Source organism: Nitrospirota bacterium (genome assembly GCA_035873375.1).
Classification (GTDB): Bacteria; Nitrospirota; Thermodesulfovibrionia; order Thermodesulfovibrionales; family JdFR-85; genus BMS3Bbin07.
Genome location: JAYWMQ010000059.1, coordinates 1 through 19029 on the forward strand (window position 1 = coordinate 1; position 19029 = coordinate 19029).

General features: G+C 46.6%; 21 protein-coding genes, 1 tRNA gene and 1 pseudogene. 17 read left to right on the forward strand and 6 right to left on the reverse strand.

The window, feature by feature from the left end; all coding sequences use genetic code 11:
• The 4 genes from VST71_12440 to VST71_12455 all read left to right on the forward strand — a co-directional run.
• The coding region (locus VST71_12440) for a M4 family metallopeptidase (protein MEC4686527.1) at positions 1-214 on the forward strand (214 nt) is incomplete at its 5' end.
• A gap of 53 nt (positions 215-267) precedes the next feature.
• Entirely contained in the window at positions 268-585 is a 318-nt protein-coding gene (locus VST71_12445) for a protealysin inhibitor emfourin (protein ID MEC4686528.1), read from the forward strand.
• A 136-nt stretch (positions 586-721) separates the two neighbouring features.
• Positions 722-961: a hypothetical protein gene (locus VST71_12450; protein ID MEC4686529.1), complete on the forward strand. Its 240-nt coding sequence runs from the start codon at positions 722-724 to the stop codon at positions 959-961.
• Between the two features lie 169 nt (positions 962-1130).
• The gene (locus tag VST71_12455) at positions 1131-2987 is read left to right on the forward strand and encodes an alpha-amylase family glycosyl hydrolase (protein MEC4686530.1); all 1857 of its coding nucleotides are present in this window, start codon (positions 1131-1133) and stop codon (positions 2985-2987) included.
• A 130-nt stretch (positions 2988-3117) separates the two neighbouring features.
• On the opposite strand, the gene VST71_12460 is transcribed toward VST71_12455, so the two are convergent.
• Positions 3118-3193, reverse strand: a tRNA-Ala gene (locus tag VST71_12460).
• 148 nt (positions 3194-3341) lie between these two features.
• On the opposite strand from VST71_12460, the gene VST71_12465 reads away from it, so the two are divergent.
• From VST71_12465 to VST71_12475, 3 genes are read left to right on the forward strand one after another with little or no spacing between them, the layout of a single operon-like run.
• Positions 3342-4349 (forward strand): hypothetical protein, encoded by a 1008-nt coding sequence (locus tag VST71_12465; GenBank protein ID MEC4686531.1) that lies wholly within the window; start codon positions 3342-3344, stop codon positions 4347-4349.
• Entirely contained in the window at positions 4346-4978 is a 633-nt protein-coding gene (tmk, locus tag VST71_12470) for a dTMP kinase (protein MEC4686532.1), read from the forward strand. Before VST71_12465 ends, tmk begins: the two co-directional genes overlap by 4 nt.
• A gap of 20 nt (positions 4979-4998) precedes the next feature.
• Positions 4999-7392 (forward strand): endonuclease MutS2, encoded by a 2394-nt coding sequence (locus tag VST71_12475; protein MEC4686533.1) that lies wholly within the window; start codon positions 4999-5001, stop codon positions 7390-7392.
• Here the strand turns inward: VST71_12475 and purD are convergent.
• From purD to VST71_12495, 4 genes are all read right to left on the reverse strand, one after another.
• Positions 7383-8660: a phosphoribosylamine--glycine ligase gene (gene purD, locus VST71_12480; GenBank protein MEC4686534.1), complete on the reverse strand. Its 1278-nt coding sequence runs from the start codon at positions 8658-8660 to the stop codon at positions 7383-7385. The genes VST71_12475 and purD overlap by 10 nt on opposite strands.
• Positions 8661-8845: 185 nt before the next feature.
• Positions 8846-9469 carry an IMP cyclohydrolase gene (locus VST71_12485; GenBank protein MEC4686535.1) on the reverse strand — a complete coding sequence of 208 codons (624 nt, stop codon included), beginning with the start codon at positions 9467-9469 and terminating at the stop codon, positions 8846-8848.
• 102 nt (positions 9470-9571) lie between these two features.
• Positions 9572-10507: an RluA family pseudouridine synthase gene (locus VST71_12490; GenBank protein ID MEC4686536.1), complete on the reverse strand. Its 936-nt coding sequence runs from the start codon at positions 10505-10507 to the stop codon at positions 9572-9574.
• Positions 10504-12771: a DEAD/DEAH box helicase gene (locus tag VST71_12495; GenBank protein ID MEC4686537.1), complete on the reverse strand. Its 2268-nt coding sequence runs from the start codon at positions 12769-12771 to the stop codon at positions 10504-10506. Before VST71_12495 ends, VST71_12490 begins: the two co-directional genes overlap by 4 nt.
• A 230-nt stretch (positions 12772-13001) precedes the next feature.
• Here VST71_12495 and VST71_12500 point away from each other — a divergent pair, with 230 nt between their 5' ends.
• The 10 genes and pseudogenes from VST71_12500 (at position 13002) to VST71_12545 (ending at position 17802) form a co-directional block, all read left to right on the forward strand.
• The gene (locus VST71_12500; GenBank protein MEC4686538.1) at positions 13002-13223 is read left to right on the forward strand and encodes a type II toxin-antitoxin system HicB family antitoxin; all 222 of its coding nucleotides are present in this window, start codon (positions 13002-13004) and stop codon (positions 13221-13223) included.
• 87 nt (positions 13224-13310) lie between these two features.
• The gene (locus tag VST71_12505; protein ID MEC4686539.1) at positions 13311-13439 is read left to right on the forward strand and encodes a type II toxin-antitoxin system HicA family toxin; all 129 of its coding nucleotides are present in this window, start codon (positions 13311-13313) and stop codon (positions 13437-13439) included.
• Positions 13440-13702: 263 nt separating this feature from the next.
• Positions 13703-14332: a hypothetical protein gene (locus VST71_12510; GenBank protein ID MEC4686540.1), complete on the forward strand. Its 630-nt coding sequence runs from the start codon at positions 13703-13705 to the stop codon at positions 14330-14332.
• Between the two features lies 1 nt (position 14333).
• Entirely contained in the window at positions 14334-14939 is a 606-nt protein-coding gene (locus VST71_12515; GenBank protein MEC4686541.1) for a hypothetical protein, read from the forward strand.
• Positions 14940-14945: 6 nt separating this feature from the next.
• Positions 14946-15338, forward strand: a complete 393-nt coding sequence (locus VST71_12520; GenBank protein MEC4686542.1) for a HEPN domain-containing protein — start codon at positions 14946-14948, stop codon at positions 15336-15338.
• 128 nt (positions 15339-15466) lie between these two features.
• A pseudogene (locus VST71_12525) lies at positions 15467-15715 on the forward strand (BrnA antitoxin family protein).
• Between the two features lie 190 nt (positions 15716-15905).
• Entirely contained in the window at positions 15906-16406 is a 501-nt protein-coding gene (locus VST71_12530; GenBank protein ID MEC4686543.1) for a hypothetical protein, read from the forward strand.
• Positions 16390-16716 (forward strand): WYL domain-containing protein, encoded by a 327-nt coding sequence (locus tag VST71_12535; protein MEC4686544.1) that lies wholly within the window; start codon positions 16390-16392, stop codon positions 16714-16716. The genes VST71_12530 and VST71_12535 overlap by 17 nt, the downstream gene beginning before the upstream one ends.
• A gap of 108 nt (positions 16717-16824) precedes the next feature.
• Entirely contained in the window at positions 16825-17379 is a 555-nt protein-coding gene (locus VST71_12540; protein MEC4686545.1) for a hypothetical protein, read from the forward strand.
• Positions 17380-17646: 267 nt separating this feature from the next.
• Positions 17647-17802 (forward strand): winged helix-turn-helix transcriptional regulator, encoded by a 156-nt coding sequence (locus VST71_12545; GenBank protein ID MEC4686546.1) that lies wholly within the window; start codon positions 17647-17649, stop codon positions 17800-17802.
• A gap of 103 nt (positions 17803-17905) precedes the next feature.
• On the opposite strand, the gene VST71_12550 is transcribed toward VST71_12545, so the two are convergent.
• Positions 17906-19024, reverse strand: coding sequence for a phosphatidylserine decarboxylase (locus tag VST71_12550; protein ID MEC4686547.1), 1119 nt, complete (start codon positions 19022-19024; stop codon positions 17906-17908).
• Positions 19025-19029: the final 5 nt, after the last annotated feature.

Consider the following 19029-nt stretch of genomic DNA (forward strand, 5'->3'; position numbering starts at 1 on the left):
GGTGTTTTACCTTGTTGCAATGGATATCGGAACAGACAAGGCAGCACTGATATGGTATACCGCACTACAAAAGCTTTGGAGCACAGCGGTCTTTAACGATGCTGTTAAGATAACGGTAGAGGCTGCACGACTTCTTATTAAGGACGGGAAAGTACCGAAGGGTGCAACACAGACGGTACGGGCGGCGTTCAAGGCGGTAGGTCTCCCACTTTAGGAGAAGATGAGATAAAATTGTAAGTGACAGGGTATGCAATTTGAGGTACAACAATGCGCATAGATTTTGAGTGTTCCGGGGGATATGCCGGTCTACAGTTAGAGTATCATGTTGATACCGATGAACTCCCGCAGGAGCTTGCAGAAAAACTTTTGAGACTTGTGGAAAGAGCCTCTGTTTTTGATCTGCAACCGGAAGAAGTGGCTCCTGAATTACCAGATCTCCCTGACGTTCTTTCCTATAGTCTCACGCTTTACGAAGGTGACAGGAAGATATCTTTATCTCTTAATGATACTACGGCACCAGATGCTTTACGTCCTTTGCTCTCGTTTTTACATGAGCTTGCACTAAATCAGCGTCGGAAGAAATAACATGAAAGAGTAACAGGGTCTAACTAAGAACAGGCGCTCATTCAAGGGGTCACCAGGCCACATTGGTATGGAGGACACTTCGAAGTAACCCTTATCAGATTATGCATCTAAAATTCTTTCTCGAATTTTTCAGTGAATGAAAAAACAGAAAGATATCTCTAAAAAGATTCTTGAATATCTTCAAAGGAACCCAGATGCCGGGGATACACTTGAGGGAATTTCCAGGTGGTGGGTTCAGTCTGAATATGTAGAGCAATCAGTTGATAAGGTGGCTGCCGTACTGGAGAGATTAACCAGAAACGGGTTAGTCAAAAAGCAGGAGGTTAAAGGCAGCAGCCCCTTTTATAAATTTCACAAGCTTAGCAAAAAAGCCTGACTATTTATTTTCAGAAAGTATGCGAAAACAGGGTTTCATAGTTGTGTAAGGCAGGTAAAATCCTGGTTGGCGGATGCACGGTTTTCAAAAGTGGAAACCAACAAACAGTTAAGGTATTCTCAAGAACTTTGGAAGAGTGTGGGCCACGTGCAGAGGAAAGGGGCATGACATGAAACTTCTGCCATTGAATAAACTTGGTGCCAGAGAAACATCACCCGGTGTTATCGACTTCGGGATGTTTTTACCTTGGGTATCTGCAAACGACGGAAACCGGCTCTGGGTCAAAGTGATCCACGAAAAGGATCAGTTCCTGCAGGATATACAACCATCCGTGTTTGAACTCAACCATTCAATCGATCCTGACTACGGCGATTATTGGTCGGTGCAGATAGATATTAATCCTGTCTCCAGGCCCCATCCTGAATCAGCATGGGGGACGCCGGGCAGGTACGTCTACCGGTATTGTTTGCAAAGTCCAAACGTCCCGGAAATAATTGATTGGATCATCGACCCCTTTGCACGGGAATTTGGTGTCGGTAAATTATCAGCCTTTACCCTTGGATATGAGGCATATAAATGGAGTGATCATGAGAATACCTGGAGAACTCCGGCGCTGGACGACATTGTTTTATACGAGTTGATGATTAATGAATTCGGCAATGATATCAGCGGGACAATCTCCCGGCTGAATTATCTCGAAGACCTGGGGATTAACTGCATCGAGGTGATGCCGGTCTCCAATGTTGCCAATACTGTAGACTGGGGGTTTTTACCCATCGGCTACTTTGGTGTGGATGAACGCTTCGGCAAAAGAAAAGACCTGCAGGGATTGATAGATGCGGCCCACCAAAGAGGAATTGCAGTGATCCTGGATTCCGTATATGGTCACACAAGCGGGAGTTTCCCGTACTCTTACGTTTATAAAAAACTGGCATATCATGAGAACCCTTTTATGGGCCCCTTTGCCAGGGATTATTTCGGTGAGAGCACGGACTTTCGCCGTGCCTTCACGCGTGACTTCTTCTTTACGGTCAATCACCACTGGCTGGACTGCTATCACGTCGACGGTTTTCGCTACGACTGTGTGCCGAATTACTGGGACGGCCCTCTGGGGCTGGGCTATGCCGCTCTGGTCTATGAGACATATCAGCTGGTGAAGGCAAAGCAGGGGGTTAGCGGTTCCCGGCAAAGGTTTTTTAATAATGGGAATATTAATCTCATCCAGTGTGCCGAACAATTAGAGGGACCGAGGGAGATACTGGAGAAAACCTATAGTAACTGTACCTGGCAGAACGAAACGTTGGGTGCAGCCAAAGGGATAGCCCTTGGAAATCAGAACGAACTGGTTAATCTCGGCCTTCGGCTCGGTCTCTTTGGTTATCCGGAAGAGGTTACCGGCAATAACGATACCATTAAAAAGACGGCGCTTCAGTATATCGAAAATCATGATCATTCCCGTTTTGTATGCAACTTCCGCACTATTTTTCGCGGTAATGAGCTGTTGGGAGAGGGAGACCGCACACTCTGGTATAAAGTTCAGCCCTACCTGATAGGCATCCTTGCAGCCAGGGGTATCCCCATGCTCTGGCAGGGTCAGGAGTTTGGCGAAAATTACTACATCCCTGAACAGGGTCTGGGACGGGTGCTGATCTTCCGGCCGGTACGCTGGGACTATTTTTATGATTCAATCGGCAGGAATACGATCACCCTTGTGCGGAAACTGATCAGATTGCGTCTGAAATATCCCCAGTTTCGTTATGGCGAGCATTTCTTTTACAACCATTATGACCGCTATCTCTCCAGAGACGTCATGCTCTTCTCAAGAAAATACGGTAATAACTTCAGCCTGATTGCACTTAACTTTGGCGACCGGGAGCAGAGAGTACCGTTTGAGTTTCCATTCAACGGCAATTATCGGGAAGAACTCCATGGATATGATAACCTGAAGGATATCTCCAGCGGCGGAGATTCGTGGCTGACAGTTCCAGGAAACTATGGACGTATCTGGACTTTAGAGACCGGATGAGGATAAGATTTAATTTTTCAGCCGCAGATTTACGCAGATAGATACACTAAGAAGTTATATTCAAGCCTTTGGGAAACGCTGTAATGGTTGTATCCAAGGAAGCAAGGCGGACACCGAAAGAAATCAGATTTGGTGGAGCTGAGCGGGATCGAACCGCCGACCTCTTGAATGCCATTCAAGCGCTCTCCCAACTGAGCTACAGCCCCACTTTGGATTATATAAATTAAAGGTTTTACCTGATAATTGTCAAGGAACCCTTACTGTTCTGTCCCCGTCTTCCTTTCCCGCCTTCTCTCTGTCACTATTTTTGCAGACCTTGTCACCCATTCAGTCAATAATGTATTATTGATAATTATGATTAAACCATTTGAGACTACAGGAATAGGAAGCCTTCCCTTTACTGACCCGGATGAGGCGGTCAGGCTTGTGCTTGCGCACTGTGACATTCCCTTCTGGCCCCAGTTACCTCACCGCACCTTCAAGGAGTTCATGGTTCCCCAGTATACAGAGGGTTTGCCGGGTGTAGTAGTGGATACGGACAGGGAGAGGGTACTGGTTGAGCAGGCAGGGCAGGACGACTTGAACCGTTTTTATGAACTTTACTCAGCCGGTGAGGACTTTCCCATCTCAAAGGAATACTCCAGGGGGTTTTATGCCTTTCTGGATAAGATAAAAGGCAGGCAGTTTCGGGTCTTAAAGGGACAGATTACAGGCCCCCTGACATTTACCCTCGGGCTGAAGGATGTGGAGGGGCGGTACATATATTTTAATGAGGAGTTAAGGGAGGTGGCCTCACTTCTCCTTCAGCGAAAGGCCCAGTGGCAAGTGAAGGTGCTTTCGGCATTTGCTGAAAAGGTGATTATATTTATTGACGAGCCCATCCTTTCTGCAATAGGCAGCAGCAGTTATTTAGGTGTTGAGTCCGCAGAGGCTGAAAGACTCCTGCGCGATACAGTTGAGGCTATACATTCTGTTGACGGCCTTGCAGGAATACATTGCTGCGGCAAGGCTGACTGGGGAATGCTGATCCGTACGGGTGTGGATATACTGAACTTTGATGCCTACGATTATTTTGAGACCCTCCAGATATACACTGATGACCTGGAAGGGTTCTTCAGAAAGGGCGGATATCTCGCATGGGGGATTGTTCCTACCACAGGTGCCATACAGAATGAGAAGCTTGAAGTCCTGAAGGAAAGACTTCTCGGCAGGCTCAACGACCTCTCGTCCAGGATCCCCGAAGACCTGATTGTAAATCACTCCATACTTACACCCTCCTGCGGCGCCGGCAGCAGGACAGAGGAAGAGGCCGGAAAGGTCTTTTCCTTCCTGAAATCACTCGGCGAGACCATGAAGCAATGAGTGGAGTCTTTATCACCTTTGAAGGCATTGAGGGTTCAGGGAAGTCCACGGTTTCAGAGCTGGCCTCAAAATATCTTGCCTCAAATGGGTTCAAAGTTATTCACACCTACGAGCCCGGCGATACTGCTGCAGGGAAAGAGATACGCAGTATCCTCCTTGACCCCGCACACAAGGGCATGCACCCTGTTACAGAGCTGCTCCTCTATTTTGCCGACAGGGCCGAGCATGTACACCACCTGATAGCCCCGGCACTGAAGAGGGGAGATGTTGTCCTTTGCGACCGTTTTACTGACTCCACCATGGCATATCAGGGATTTGGCCGGGGACTTGACCTTAAGATGCTGAGAGATATTGATGCAGTTGCAAGGGATGGCGTATGGCCTGAGCTGACAATACTGCTTGACCTTGACGTAAGGGCAGGACTTCAGAGAAACAGCCATGCCGGAAAAAAGGACCGGATTGAGATGGAGGAGATCGCGTTTCACGAACGGGTCAGAGAGGGGTTTTTAAGCATTGCCCGCAAGGAGCCCGAAAGGGTGAAGGTGGTGGATGCCTCAAGGCCGATAGATGCTGTATTTGCAGAAGTCAGGGCATTGATGGATCAGATGTTGCCTGATGAATCAGATTAAAGCCACGCACAAAGGACACAATGGATAAACACACCCTTCGAGTCCTTGAATTCAATAAGATACTCGAGATGGCAGGTGCCTTTGCCGTTTCCTCACCCGGAAAAACCCTTGTCCTCAACATAAAACCAATTGGCGACATCAAGGGTATCAGGGACCGGATCAACCTCATCTCTGAGGGCAGACACCTCATGGCCGAGGGAAAACACCTCGGTATAGAGCATTTTGAAGAGCTGACGCCCCTGTTTCAGAAGCTAAGACCCGCAGATTCCGTGCTTACCCCATATGAGCTGACGGATTTCCTGCCCCTCTTCTCATCTGCCATCAATATAAAGGGTTTTTTGAGGGCCGAACCCTCCCTCCCGATGCTCAGTGAAATCGCCTCACACCTCAGGACCCACAGCTACCTCAAGCGAAAGATAGAGTCCTCTATTGACAGTGAGGGCAGGATAGCAGATGGGGCATCTCCTGAGCTCTCTGCCATAAGAGAGGGCCTCGGGCATCTTGACAAGAGGATCAAGACAGCCCTTGAGGGCCTGCTCCGGAGGAGCGACCTCAAGCCCCACATACAGGAATTCTACATAACCGGGAGAAACAACAGATTGGTCATTCCTGTAAAGAGGGATTCAAGGGGGCACGTAAAGGGGGTAGTCCATGACATCTCAAACTCAGGTGAGACACTTTTTATTGAGCCCTATGAGACCCAGGCCCTCGGTAATGAACTCGAATCCCTGCGGGCAGAGGAGAAGGTCGAGGAATTCAGGGTACTGAAAAGGCTTTCAGCCGTGCTCAGGGAAGCGCTTGCAGAGATAGTCGAGGACTATAATACAGTACTGAGGATCGACTGTATTTCAGCCCTTGCCGCCTTCTCAGAGATGCTGGGGATGACACCGCCCGAGATTAACGGACGCGGATACATAAGGGTTATGAAGGGGCGGCACCCCCTGCTGTGGCAGGCATTGAGGAGGATTGGTCAGGAAGAGAGACTCCAGCCCCTTGACTTTGAACTTGGCAGTGACTACTCCTGCATGGTAATAACAGGCTCAAATACAGGGGGGAAAACAGTGGCCCTAAAGACTGTAGGAGTCCTGCAGATAATGGCCCTCTGCGGGATGCACCTGCCTGTTGAATCAGGTACAACCCTTCCGATGCTCAGCAAGGTGCTTGCTGATATTGGCGATGAGCAGTCCATTGAGCAGAACCTCTCCACCTTTTCCGCACACATGGGCCGCATATCCGAAATCCTGGCCCGCAGTGACAGGGAGACCCTCGTGATAATAGATGAGCTTGGCACAGGGACTGACCCAGAGGAAGGGGGGCCTCTGTCATGCGCCATACTCCGGGAGCTCAGGAGGCGCGGTGCCCTTACTGCCGTATCAACGCATCTTGGACTCTTAAAAGCCTTTGCCCATACAGAGCCGGGAATGATAAACGCAGCAATGCAGATGAAGGAAGAGATTTCAGACGGCCTCCCAGCTTACAGGCCCACCTACAGACTTCTTATTGGAGAGATGGGACAGTCCCACGCCTTTGAGATAGCCGGACGGCTCGGCTTGCCGGCGGCGCTGATAAGAGAGGCCCGCGGGCTTATGAAGGAATCGGGAGCAAGGGTCGAGACCCTGCTTGCAGAGCTGATGCGAAAGAGAGAGGAGCTTGACCGGATGCTTGCAGAGACTGCGCGCCTGAGGCAGGAGCTGACAGGGCTTCGTGTATCACTGAGAGAAGAGATCAAGAGGATACGGGTTGAGAGGAAAGAGATTTTGTCAGGAACTCTGAGAGAGGCAGAGGGGATACTGCTGAAGGCAAAGAGGGAGGCCCGTAACGTTATAAAGCAACTGAGACAGACTGAACTCATGAAGGCAAGGGAGGTTTTAAAAGGCCTTGACCAAAGCCTTGCCGAAGTCAGGCAGAAGCAGGAGAGGTATGCAGCAGAGGAGACTCCGGGACTCCGGGAGGTCAGAGAGGGCCAGACTGTCTGTATCAGGAGGCTCGGTGTCAATGGTGTTGTCCGCTCGGTAAACCGGAGGACGGGACGATGCAGGGTTGTGGTCAGGGGCCGCGAGATAGAGGTCCCTGCCGGAGAGCTTGCAGAACCAATGACAGAACCTGCTGATGAGGCAGCCTCCACAGTCGGAACAATCAGGAGCATGTCCGGTCCTGATGATATCACTGAGGGGATTTCAGGGAAACTGAACTTGATAGGCCAGAGGGTTGACCCTGCCCTTTCCGTGCTTGAGCGATACCTTAATGACGCATCAATTGCAGAACTCAGGAGCGTGAAGATAGTTCACGGCATAGGCACAGGCAGGCTATCCACCGCTATCCGGCAATATCTGAAAGGGCATCCCCTTGTGAGGGATTTCAGGAAAGGGGATGAAGATGAAGGTGGTGAGGCAGTAACAGTGGTTTATCTCTGATCCTTTATCGCCCTGTTGGCAATATCCTTTCTGTAGTGCATCCCCTCAAAATGTATCTTGCCGATCGCCTCATATGCCCTGTCCCTTGCCTCCTTTATATCCTTTCCAAGGGCTGTGACACCAAGTACGCGGCCGCCTGTCGTCACGATATCCTGGCCGTCATACGCTGTGCCCGCATGGAAGACTACCGTGTCCTCCATCTGCTTGACGTCATCAAGCCCTGTTATCAGCTTGCCGGTCTCGTATTTACCGGGATAACCCCCGGATGCTGCGACCACACACACGGATGCCTCGGGTCTCCATTCAAGGGAGATGTCAGAGAGTTTTTCGTCAGTAATGGCCAGGGATATCTCCAGGAGGTCTGAGTCAAGTCTTGTCAGGATCGGCTGGGTCTCCGGGTCTCCAAACCGACAGTTGAACTCAAGCACGTAGGGTTCACCGTCTCTTAACATTATGCCTGCATAGAGAACACCCTTGTACTTTATCCCTTCCTTCTTCAAACCCCGTATGGCAGGCTTCATAACCCTGTCCATAATCTTCTTTTCAATCTCGGGTGTTATCACCGGTGCAGGACTGTAAGCACCCATCCCGCCGGTATTCGGCCCTTCGTCATTGTCGTAAACCCGTTTGTGGTCCTGGGAACTTGCCATCGGCAGTATGGTCTTCCCGTCGGTAAAGACAAGGTATGATGCCTCTTCACCCTCAAGACACTCCTCAACAACCACCCGGTCACCTGCAGGACCAAAGGCCTTTTCCTTCATTATAAGTCTCAGGGCGCTTATTGCCTCACTCACGGTTTTGGCCACGAAAACGCCCTTTCCTGCGGCCAGACCATCTGCCTTTATGACTATCGGAGCCCCTTTCATCCTCACATGCTCCTCAGCGTGGATATAGGAGGTGAAGGTCTTGTATTCGGCACTGGGGATCTTGTATTTCCTCATGAACTCCTTAGCAAAGACCTTGCTTGCCTCAAGTCTGGCAGCGTCCTTTACCGGACCAAGACACCTCCTGCCTTCGCGCTCAAATTTATCAACAATCCCTTTTGTCAGCGGGTCTTCAGGGCCTGCTATGGTCAGGTCTATCCAGTCATACTTGACAAAGTCAATGAGCGACTCGTGATCAGAGATATCTATATCAATACATTCGGCAATCTCTGAAATACCTGCATTGCCGGGGCTACAGTAAATTTTGTCAACACGGGGGCTCCGTGCGAGTTTCCACACAATGGCATGTTCTCTGCCGCCGCCTCCTAAAACAAGAACCTTCATGAAAAAACCTCCTCGGGAATCATTTATCCGTCATTTTGTGTCCGGAAGGACAAAACGCTGTCAGAAAAAAACTGAAAAGGCCGGATGTGCAATGGTGAATTAACAAGTTCCAGTCTGTTCGGCATTCCGGTATCTTCGTGATTTGTTTATTCCATACCTTGCTGAACAAACTGCTCTTGTCTCAACTAAAAATCGCTGGTATCCGCCCAGCTTTCCTGTATTACGTCAGAGAGGTATTTTGCAATCAGGGAATCATAATGAGAAGTGTGGCTGAAGACCTTCTGGGCAAGCCTTACCCTGGTCTTGTAACTTATCTCTCCGCCAAGTCTTATCATCTCCTCACGGATAATATCATAGTCATCAGGATCAACAACAACTGCAACGCTTTCAAAGTTCTTGGCTGCAGCCCGGAGCATGGTTGGTCCGCCGATATCAATGTTCTCTATGGCCTCCTGAAATGTCACATCCGGCTTTGAGATGGTCTTCTCAAATGGGTAAAGGTTTACAACGACCATATCAATGGGCTCTATACCCTGGGCCTTTAACTCATCAATATGCTTCTGATTATCCCTTTTCGCAAGCAGCCCGGCGTGTATTCTCGGATGAAGGGTTTTGACCCGTCCATCAAGCATCTCCGGAAATCCGGTGTAGTCAGAGACCTCAACAACCGGCACCCCGATCTCTCTGAGCTTCATAGCGGTTCCTCCGGTTGACAGAATCTCTACATTGAGATCATTCAATGTCTTTACAAATTCCTCTATCCCTGTCTTGTCAGAGACGCTTACTATTGTCCTCCTAACCCTTGGCATTTTATCCTCCGTTTTTACGAGTTATGGGTTACAGGTTTAACTGACAACAAAAAGCACGGTATGATTTTAGCATCTTGCCTTTGCAGAGGTAAAGGCCCTGCCTTAATTAAACGCACCCCTGAGTGCCCGCACAACCTCCATCATATCATCAGGCAACGGAACCCGGAACTCAAGCCATTTACCGGTAACAGGGTGACTGAACCCGAGGCGTTCAGCATGAAGCATCTGCCGCGGTATCTTCAGCACCATATTATTAAGCCTCAGGGATGTTTTTTTCCCGTAATCCCTGTCCCCAAGCACCGGATGCCCGAGGGCTGAGAAGTGCACCCTTATCTGATGAGTCCTGCCTGTGGCAAGTTTTGCCTCTATCATTGTTGCCATGCTGTAGCGTTCCAGAACCCTCCAGGATGTCAGGGCAGGCTTGCCCCTCCTGACCCTTGTGGACATCTTTTTTCTGTGCAGGGGTGAGCGGCCGATTTTTAGTTCAATTTCCCCCCTGGCTTCTTTCATGGAACCATAAACAAGGGCAATATAACTCCTCTCAATAGTCCTCTCCTTGAATTGACTTACAAGGCCGAAATATGCCTCATCAGAGAGGGCCACCACTACAAGACCGGATGTGTCCTTGTCAATGCGGTGCACAACGCCGGGCCTCACCGGAGCGCCAACTGTTGCAAGGCGGTCAGCGTGCCAGGCAATGGCATTCATCAGCGTCCCCCCCGAATGCCCGGCCGCAGGATACATCACCATGCCCGGCGGCTTGTTCACAACGATTATGTCTTCATCCCTGTATATCACCTCAAGCGGCAATGCTTCCGCAACAAGTGTGACCGGCTCCCTTTCAGGGAAGATTACCTGAATCCTGTCTTCCATCCTTACCCTGCAACTCGGTTTGACAGCCATACCGTTTACTGTCACGGCACCGCTGCTGATGAGTTCCTGTACAGAGGAACGGCTCAGAGACGTTTTTGAAGAGAGATATACATCAATCCTCTGTCCGTCGTCATCCACTGAAACAGTGAAAGTCTGTTCCGTCATCCGTCCGCCTCCCTGAGGATAAGGGAGAGCAGGAGTCTTGCGCCTGCCTTGTCGAGCGGCTGGTTGCCGGAACCGCACTGAGGGTCCTGCACACAGGATGGACACCCGCTCTCACAGGGGCACTCGTCTATAAACTTCATGGAGAGCGTTAACCACGTCTGTGCCACGTCAAAGGCATGCCTTGTAAGCCCGACGCCTCCCTCATATCCGTCATAAATAAAGATTCCCGGCCCCCTGAACTGCGGATAACTGATATAACTTAATCCCCCGATATCCATCTTTTCACAGAGTGCAATCAGGGGCATACACGCTATTGCGGCATGTTCCAGGGCATGGATGCTTCCACCAAGGTCAAAGCCCTCACCCTCCACAGCCTCTTTTATGTTATCCGGAATCCTGAACCATACACCTTCTGTATCAAATATATACTCCGGCATCTCAATACTGTGCCTGGAGAGCCTGGCCCTGTCGTAAAGCCTCCTCTTTTCATACCCCACTACCCTCTGGCTTATCCTGAGTCCACCAAGGTGAATCGTCAGATTGCTGAGGTCTTTCTTTTGCTTTTCGGCCAATATTTCGGTCTCCTCGGCACTCAGGGCTTGCGTATAATAAGGCACATCAACCTCCCTGACAAATACTTTTCTCTCCTCCATGCTGAGCTGCCCTACCTGATACTGCCTTCCCCTGTGCAGATATATTGCCCCAGGAAAGGCATCCCTGAAGACTCTCAAACCATTCAACTCACCTATCACATTACCGTCCTTATCAATAATCCGGAAGGACTCCCCTATGCCCCTGATGCTCACCCCTCTGTGGGGCATCCATATGCCTGAATACCATACATCACCTTTTTTGCTCAACCTGAGGGCCTTTTCCCTTACAAGTTCATCTATCAGCGGCCTCAACCTGACCATGTCGTACACACTGTCATCCTCTCTCAGGTAGACCTCGGCAGCAGCGCAGGGAAGGTGCTTTTTAAGAATTACCGGGCTTTCAGGATCGATTATGGCTGCCTCGTGACTTTTTCCAAAAAAGGTTTCCGGATGTCTTATTAAATACTGGTCCAGTGCGTCCTGGATTGCAATCATTATTATAAGGGACTCCTCGCCGTGCCTCCCCACCCTGCCAGCCCTCTGATAGGTGCTTGAGATCGATCCCGGATACCCTGCAAGCATACAGCAATCAAGCCCGCCTATATCAACACCAAGCTCAAGGGCGCTTGTGGATACCACTCCTGAGAGTTCTCCTTCAAAGAGCCTCCGCTCAATCTCCCGCCTCTCCTTTGGGAGGAATCCCGCCCTGTAGGGGCTGATCTTGTCAGTCAGCTCCGGCGCCCTCTTTACAGCCCAGGCATAGATCAGCTCTGTAATCTTCCTCGCCTTGGTAAAGACTATGGTCTTGAGCCCGGCCCTGAGGGACTCCACAAACAGCCTCATTGCAACCGTATATGCGCTCTCCAGGGGATTTATAAAGAGGAAATGCCTGCCTCCCTGGGGTGCACCGCTCTTTGTAACCGCTTTAAATGGCAGTCCCACCAGGCTTTCTGCAAGGTCTGCCGGGTTTGCAATGGTTGCTGAACTTGCGATAAACTGCGGGTTCGATCCCCACCTTCGGCATATGCGTCTGAGTCTCCGCAATACCTGGGCAACATTTGAGCCAAAAACACCCCTGTATGCGTGGATCTCGTCGATGACAACATAGCGGAGGTTCCTGAAAAACTCCTCCCACTTCGGATGATAGGCATTGATTGCAAAGTGAAGCATATCAGGGTTTGTAAATATCACGTTCGGAAGCCTTTCCCTTATCTTCTTTCTCCTGTACGCAGTTGTATCGCCGTCATATACCTCGGCAGGGGCGATGGGACGTTTTGAACCACTGCTCTCACCTATGCCGAGGGGCTGCAGCAGCCCGTTCAGATTGTTCACCTGATCCTGCTCAAGCCCCTTCAGTGGAAAGAGATAAAGCGCCCGTGCCTGTGGGTCCCTGAGGATGTTTTCGACAACAGGTATGTTGTAAATAAGGCTCTTGCCGCTCGCAGTGGGGGTCATCACCACAACGTTCTCACCCCGTCTGACGAGTTCTATACCCTCGACCTGATGGGACCAGAAACGGCTGATCCCCCTTGAAAGCAGCAGCCCCCGGAGCCTCCCGTCGAGCTCAAGGTCACGGTATCGTGGTTCTTCAGGCGGAATATATCTGTGAGTGGTTATCTGCAGGCCCAGGGCCCTGTCCTCTTTAAGCTTGTGTACGAATTCTTCGAGCATTAAGAATTATATTGATTTAGAGGTAAAAAATGCGATTTTAAAGCCAGAGGACCGATTCAGATTAAAAATTCAGCGGGCTTTTTTTTGTTTCCTGGTTGACAGGCTCTTTGCAGAAGCTTTAATTTGTCACCCTGAATTTATTTCAGGGTCTCGTATTGCAAAAATCCGGATAAACCCGTATTCTTAAGGAATGGTTGCCTGAATATAACCTTTTAAGTTAATATTCGAATATGAAACATATATTTACAGCCATAATTCAGAAAGAAGATGAGATGTTTGTGGCACTATGTCCTGAACTTGACATAGCAAGTCAGGGGGACACCATCGAAGAGGCAAAGAAGAATTTAGAAGAGGCAGTAACTCTGTTTTTTGAACATGCCTCTCCTGAGGAAATCAAGGAAAGGTTAAAAGAGGATATTTACATATCACCTTTTGAGGTAGCAGTTGCCTAAGTTGAAGGTTCTGTCGGGGAGGCAAGTCTGCAGGTACTTCAACAACATGGTTTTCAGGAGATAAGAAAAAGAGAAAGTCATATAGTAATGCAAAGACAAATTAAGGAAAGCACTGTAACTGTTCCAGTTCCAGACCATAAGGAGATAAAAAGAGGAACACTGATGTCCATCATCAGACAATCACAAATACCTAAAGAAGAATTTGAAGCAGATTAATTTCTAATCGGGTATCCGGAGGGATTTCTCCCACAGTACCCTGCATGCGGGTCCGCACAGGGCGCTTTACAGAAACTACCGGGGCCAGACGTATCGGGAGTAAGGTTGCAGAGCCATTTCAGATTGAAAAATCCAGCGGGCTTTTTGGTTCCTTTAAAGTCCTAAGCATGAAATTTTTCCCACATAGCAGAGTTGAAATGCTGTAAAAAATAATATTTTATGGTATATTAATGTTGAATAACGTGGGAGGGTTCGAGTACACAATGAGAGTCAAAGAGGGAAGTTTTACAATCATACTCGTAGGACACTGGAATAAATATATCTTGACTCCTGACTGGCTAGGTAAAAATATATTTAAAGATGATCAAATAGGCGTTGACGTTGCTTTCAATTTAGCCCTACCCAATAGGTATACTTCTCAGAAAAGCAATGTTATGCTTGTACCAAGCTCGAATAACGTAACACTTGTGCCCCTCAAGCCTGAGGATCGATGCTTAGAAAATGCAGAAACATTTGCACACGAACTTGTTTCATTATTACCTGCTACTCCAGTTCAAGCTTATGGATTTAATTTCGGGTATACAGAAAAAATCAATGATGACTTAATGAAGATGTTTGATTTTAATGATGACGACTGGTTTAAAGAACAAGAAATAGCAACGACACATAAGTCGATTCATAGGAGAATTATTGTTGAAGATACAGCTGTAAATCTTAGAATATCCCATGACAATGAAAATATTTCATTTGATTTTAATTATCATTATGATGTAAAGAGCACAGAGGATATCAAAAAAAATATTAAGAGTGCTGCACTAAAAAACAAGGGAATCTCTGAAAAAGTATTAAAAACTGTTTATAAACTTGATTTTGATAGAGTAAAAGATGGTTAAAATGACAGAAACAGAGCGTATTACCGAAGAAGCGAGAACGGATTCTGGAATTATTGCGTATTTAATAAAGCAAGGAGATTGGAAGCCAGGCAAAATTTATACTTCCTATCCTGGTAGCGAAAGTCAATATGATACTATTGAAGTCCAATACAAAGGCCCTACAAAGATTATTTCTGCAATAAATGCACCTGTGCGATTTCACGTTAAATTAGACGAGATTTCAGAACAATCATGTATTATACCTCACCATACCTCTACAGCTTCAATATCATATTCATCAAAAGATGAATATGATATTGCTTTGATATGCGAACTATACGTAATTAAGAATGTATTGGATGTCAAGAGTTTCCTTCTTGAAAACTCTCATCTAATTTCTCCTCTTCGAGATATCTATAGAGAGATTAGAAGGATTTTTACTGACAAGGCAAACAACATCATCTTAGAGAAAATCATAGATCCTGTTGAAAACTATTCAGGGCTTCACATAAAAATAATCAATGATCTATCTTCGGATGAAGCTCTTTCACTATTGGATCGTTTTGACGAAGAATGGTGGCTGGATGTTGACTTTAAAATCAGAAGACTAATTACCATCATGGCATAGGATTGAATGAGTTTCGATTGGTCAGAATATGTGGAGCTCGCCGAGAAACTTATCGAGCAAGAAAAGGACGAAAAAATAGAATCTGCTTATTACCGTTCCTCCGTTAGTCGTTCATACTATGGAACATATTGTTTAGCTCGTGATTTATTGCTCAGTAAAGGGTTTAACATTCCACGAACTAATACTCATATGGCAGTACGAGAAGCATTTCAGCAAGGCAGTAACAGAGTGATTAAGCAGGTCGGTGAGGGTTTGGGTAGATTATGGAGTGAAAGAAAAAATGCTGATTATGATGCCCCTAACTCATTTGATAAGGTCAGAGCGGAGAAAGCCCTTAAATTGGCAAAAAAACTATTAAAACTTTACTCTGAGGCTAAAGTTCAAGAAGTAGCACCCTAATCCAATTATTTATTCTGATCTGTCACGTCGTCCCAGGTAACCGAGACCACCAATTTAATAAGGATACTTCAGAAAAAAGCGGGACTCAGCAGCTTTTGCTGATAGCTGCTAAGTCAGAATATCATTAATTCAAAAACGAAGACGAGGAGAGGTAGTTCTGGGCCTCCCACGACTCGACTGAGTATGTGGAGTGGAAAAAGGCAAAGCGGGTTGTGCTTCCGCTGCTCAAGCCTTCGCTGAAGACCATCTCCCTCAGGCTTCCGGAGTCGATGATTGAGGAATTGAAGCTCCTTGCCCACAAAAAGGATGTCCCTTACCAGTCGCTTCTAAAGATTTTTCTTTCGGAGAGAATACGAGAGGAGCTGAAGACACACTGATACGTTTTGTGCACAGGCACGAATATCGTTTTTAGTCCTTTTTACCACAAAACACAAAGTGCTGCAAACGTGCAAGTATTGATTTTGTATGACTTTTCTCCTTGAAAAATTTTTTTGATGTGCTATACTTCAATTATTAAACGGGGAGCCGGAAATGCGTATACTACAAGTTAGAAGTATAGATAATTAAATGGACCAGAGAATTCAAACAAGCGATGAACTAACTAAAGTCTTTGATGATGGATCAGTCTTTGATGCATCGGAAAATGATCTTAATAGATATTTAAAACACCTTTGCTCTGGACATGTCCCTAATGAAATGGTACGACATCGAGAAATGAACAGATGTCAGGTCATAAATACAATTAAAACATTCCGGTTTATTAACTCGGTAGAGAGGGCAAACAAAATATTTACGGTGATTATCATTATTCTTACCGTTATAACAGCCTTGCTTTCCTATTACTCTTTCGTCCAATCATCAAAATCACAAAATCAAATTGAAAGGATAATAACAATACAAGAAGATCGTGTTGTTCAGCAAAGAGAATATTTTGAAACCCTCTTTCAAGAACAAGAAAAGACATACAAGAAAACGATTGAAACTCAGAACATATTAATAAATGACTTAAAAAAGAATTATCTTCTAACAACTACGAAGGAGGAAATAAATAATGAGAAATCAGACTAATGAATTGACCATCTGTAATGCAATTAAAGATTATCAGCCTATCCGATTTCGCTATAAAGATGAACTTCATTATAGAGAATTCAACCCCCATGCCGTTTATTACTCACCGAAAGATTCTTCAAAAGTTCTGGCTTGGGGAAGACAGACTAAAGATGAATCCGAACCGCTTAAACAACCAGACTTTAGAAGGTTTGAAGTTAGCTTAATCGTCAATATGAGTGTCCTTGACCGGGAATTTAAACCTGATTACAATTTCACCATTACTGCTAAGGAGTTCAGGAACGGCATTATTTGCGCTATTAATAGATAGAAAGAAAGAATCTCTTTAAGGCCTTGTAATTTTCACATGAATTAAAAACAGCATGGTCAGGCCAGACCTCTGGGAAGACTTAAATATTGATATTCACAATATTTAGATATGAGAAAACTACCATCTATAATTCTTATTCTTGGAGCAGTTCTGTACGTTTCAACTGTTGACAGCAGAGAAAATACGCCAGCCAACCCGTCTGAGATTCCCTCATTAACGATTACAGTATTGGAAAATTCTGCCTACACCTTAAATAAAACTGTAATAAAACTTCATAATGGAAAATATATTGAGACTTCGGGGACAAACGACAATTCTCAACCACCTTATGATTTTATCGTAAAACTTATCACAGCAGCATTTGGTGACCTGAACAATAACGGAATTAGTGATGCTGCAGTTGTTTTAACCTGGGATGGCGGAGGGAGTGGAACATTTTATTATCTTGCAGCCGTCGTGAACCAGGATGGAAAACCATTGAATGTCAGCACCATTCATCTTGGTGACGGTATTGATATTAAATCAATAAAGATCTCTTCCGGCACAATCACGCTCGAGCTGCTGACACACAGCTCCCGGGACCCTATGTGCTGCCCTACAAAGAAGAGTCATTATGAATATAAGTTGGTGCAAATTGATAAAAAATATAAATTGATCCGCTGATTCAGCATCTTGTTGTTAGTGCCTTTCCGGGTTTGCCGTTAATTATTGCGCTAATCGCATTTAGCCTTTCCTTTCACAAACCATTTCCGTTATATTTCACATCATGACGTGTGCTCCACTTGTACCCATCGGCTCATGCCCCTGCCGGGTGTTACAGGAGCATTCGGAGAAGTCTGTGCTGACGAGAGAAACCCGGAGGGGTACAGCCGATCCCTCCGGTCAAGCCCTGGCCTTTCGACAAAGGTGATGAATGAACGGCTGCGAAAGATGACGCGCTTCGGTATCGTGCAGCGCTCCGTGTTCGGCGAGAAACCTCCCCTGCAGGTAGAGTACGTGCTAACGGACTTCGGCAGTCGCTTTATGGGAATTCTGAACGAAGTGCATCGGCTCCAGGAAGCTGTCGACAAAGGGACCATCTTCTGAAGAAAGGATTATCATTCAGAAACTATAAAAGTCAGGCTGCCTTCCTTGTGGTTATTTGGGAGCGTTATGTCGTGTCCATCCGTGTTGATTCTTGCCTGTATGGTCAGGCTGTGTTCAGCACCCCTATTCTTTGTCCTACAAGAAGGCTTAGAGAAGGGAAACGACCTGGCTCAAACAAAAGAATATTTAGCGACCCACCATACTTAAAATATCCCACCTCTTCACCCTTTTTAATGGGTACCGGATTATCGCTGCTGGTGATACGCTTATATTTATCGACAAAGACCACGGAAGCGATAGTATTTAACCCAACGGGAACCATGCCTACAAGTCCATAATTTGCCGTTTTTATAACCAAATAACCGCGGCGAAAATGTTCAAAAACGCTATAATCATATCCATACCCCACGTCACCCTTATTCAACAAATCGGGAAAATCCTTAATCCCAAAGTAGTCTCCGGCAACATCTTCGTTTGATTCTATCACGTGACCCGATACCGGAGCATGATACCGGTGGTATGTATTTGGCATTAAAATACAGGAAACCGCCGTACCCCCGATAAAATTTTTGGCGTATATTGAATTGTTCAAAAGTTCGGCTATATTTAACGACACGGTTTTAACCGGGATTTTTGTTGCGTCAGTTAAATCGTCAACAATCATATTAATAACACAGTCGGCCGGAGCGACAACCACGGTATCATCATTCGGAGAACTGATAGGTCTTGCTTCCGGTTTAATTTCGCGTATAAAAAAATCGTTGAATGTCGGAAAATCCTTAGCGGAAGTTTTAATAAATTGATTCATCTGTTCAGGTCCGAGTTCGTCTATCCATTTCTGAACAAGCGGATGTGATATTGGGTCGTCCATGTAATCGCCTCTCAGCCTGACGAATTCCGCCGTCATAGCTAACCCGGGCCCCTTCGTAACAAAAGCTAATCCATCCTGGTTTTTATAATAAAGCCAACTGAACTTTTGTATATACTCCAGTCCAGTTGCCACATCCGGCATCCAGTTATACCAATCAGTAAAAAAATCGCACAGATCGTTTATTCCCTTGTTTTTCCAGTCATATACCACGCTTGGGTCTTGTCCTTCCGGAATGGGTTGTACGTTTGCAATTGCTTTGTCGAAGCTTGTCTTAAAGCCGTTGTAATCGGTTTCATACCAGTCCTTGAGTTGAGCGACAAAATCGTCGATTGTTGTAATTTCTCCATTCATGTTTT

Excerpts from the sequence above, each read along its gene's own strand:
- VST71_12450 (MEC4686529.1), top strand. The coding sequence starts at position 722 with ATGAAAAAACAGAAAGATATCTCTAAAAAGATTCTTGAATATCTTCAA.
- VST71_12445 (MEC4686528.1), top strand. The coding sequence starts at position 268 with ATGCGCATAGATTTTGAGTGTTCCGGGGGATATGCCGGTCTACAGTTA.
- VST71_12485 (MEC4686535.1), bottom strand. The coding sequence starts at position 9,469 with ATGCCAAGGGTTAGGAGGACAATAGTAAGCGTCTCTGACAAGACAGGG.
- VST71_12455 (MEC4686530.1), top strand. The coding sequence starts at position 1,131 with ATGAAACTTCTGCCATTGAATAAACTTGGTGCCAGAGAAACATCACCC.
- VST71_12530 (MEC4686543.1), top strand. The coding sequence starts at position 15,906 with ATGGACCAGAGAATTCAAACAAGCGATGAACTAACTAAAGTCTTTGAT.
- VST71_12490 (MEC4686536.1), bottom strand. The coding sequence starts at position 10,507 with ATGACGGAACAGACTTTCACTGTTTCAGTGGATGACGACGGACAGAGG.
- VST71_12515 (MEC4686541.1), top strand. The coding sequence starts at position 14,334 with ATGACAGAAACAGAGCGTATTACCGAAGAAGCGAGAACGGATTCTGGA.
- VST71_12495 (MEC4686537.1), bottom strand. The coding sequence starts at position 12,771 with ATGCTCGAAGAATTCGTACACAAGCTTAAAGAGGACAGGGCCCTGGGC.
- purD (MEC4686534.1), bottom strand. The coding sequence starts at position 8,660 with ATGAAGGTTCTTGTTTTAGGAGGCGGCGGCAGAGAACATGCCATTGTG.
- VST71_12550 (MEC4686547.1), bottom strand. The coding sequence starts at position 19,024 with ATGAATGGAGAAATTACAACAATCGACGATTTTGTCGCTCAACTCAAG.
- VST71_12510 (MEC4686540.1), top strand. The coding sequence starts at position 13,703 with ATGAGAGTCAAAGAGGGAAGTTTTACAATCATACTCGTAGGACACTGG.
- tmk (MEC4686532.1), top strand. The coding sequence starts at position 4,346 with ATGAGTGGAGTCTTTATCACCTTTGAAGGCATTGAGGGTTCAGGGAAG.
- VST71_12540 (MEC4686545.1), top strand. The coding sequence starts at position 16,825 with ATGAGAAAACTACCATCTATAATTCTTATTCTTGGAGCAGTTCTGTAC.
- VST71_12465 (MEC4686531.1), top strand. The coding sequence starts at position 3,342 with ATGATTAAACCATTTGAGACTACAGGAATAGGAAGCCTTCCCTTTACT.
- VST71_12500 (MEC4686538.1), top strand. The coding sequence starts at position 13,002 with ATGAAACATATATTTACAGCCATAATTCAGAAAGAAGATGAGATGTTT.
- VST71_12505 (MEC4686539.1), top strand. The coding sequence starts at position 13,311 with ATGCAAAGACAAATTAAGGAAAGCACTGTAACTGTTCCAGTTCCAGAC.
- VST71_12545 (MEC4686546.1), top strand. The coding sequence starts at position 17,647 with ATGACGCGCTTCGGTATCGTGCAGCGCTCCGTGTTCGGCGAGAAACCT.
- VST71_12520 (MEC4686542.1), top strand. The coding sequence starts at position 14,946 with ATGAGTTTCGATTGGTCAGAATATGTGGAGCTCGCCGAGAAACTTATC.
- VST71_12535 (MEC4686544.1), top strand. The coding sequence starts at position 16,390 with ATGAGAAATCAGACTAATGAATTGACCATCTGTAATGCAATTAAAGAT.
- VST71_12475 (MEC4686533.1), top strand. The coding sequence starts at position 4,999 with ATGGATAAACACACCCTTCGAGTCCTTGAATTCAATAAGATACTCGAG.